Consider the following 747-nt stretch of genomic DNA (forward strand, 5'->3'; position numbering starts at 1 on the left):
TATAAGCGAGCAATAAAATTTGCCCACCGATAGACGCTGCACCTGCAATGGCAACACAGAAATATAAAATGACCATGGGTAAAGCATAGCTTAGCAAGTAGAGCGACACTGCACCTGCAAAGAAGAGTGAACAAATGACCTTACCAAGGTGAAAACGATCAGCAAAGTATCCTCCACCGATTGCGCCCAGCATCCCGCCCAAGTTTAGTGCCAGTAAAAAGACCAGACTGGTTGATAAATCATATCCTGCCTCGACCATGAGTTTTGGTATCCAGTTGCCGAGCGCATACACCATGAGTAAAGCCATAAATACACTTAGCCAGAAAAATACAGTGACTAAAGCACGGTTCTCGGTAAATAGAGCAACCAAAGGCCGAGCCGCAGTTTGTTGGTTTTCTTGGTGTAATACGATGCTCGTATGATCAGTTATGCTTTGTTCTGGTGCTAATTGTTGAAGTAAGTCACGCACCTCATTCCATTTTTTTTGGCGAACCAGATAATCAATTGATTCAGGTAAAAATTTCCAAATAATCGGTAATGAAATGAGTGGAATACCCGCCAGAATAAACATGATTTGCCAACCAAATTTAGGAACCAACCACATGCCTAAAAGTGCTGAACTCATCCCGCCAATCGCATAGCCGCTAAACATGAGCGATACCAAAGTTGATCTTAATTTCTTTGGGGCGAATTCGGTCATTAAAGCAATAACGTTCGGCATTACTCCGCCCAAACCCAGGCCGGCAA

The 747-nt window shown here is 43.5% G+C and carries 1 protein-coding gene; it reads right to left on the reverse strand.

Translation table 11 applies throughout. The features are described from left to right. Positions 1-721, reverse strand: a 721-nt coding sequence (locus C1642_RS17415; protein ID WP_416202835.1) for an MFS transporter, incomplete at its 3' end; no start/stop codon positions are given. Between the last annotated feature and the right edge of the window lie 26 nt (positions 722-747).

The organism is Acinetobacter sp. AKBS16 (assembly GCF_002899995.1).
GTDB classification, from domain to species: domain Bacteria; phylum Pseudomonadota; class Gammaproteobacteria; order Pseudomonadales; family Moraxellaceae; genus Acinetobacter; species Acinetobacter baumannii.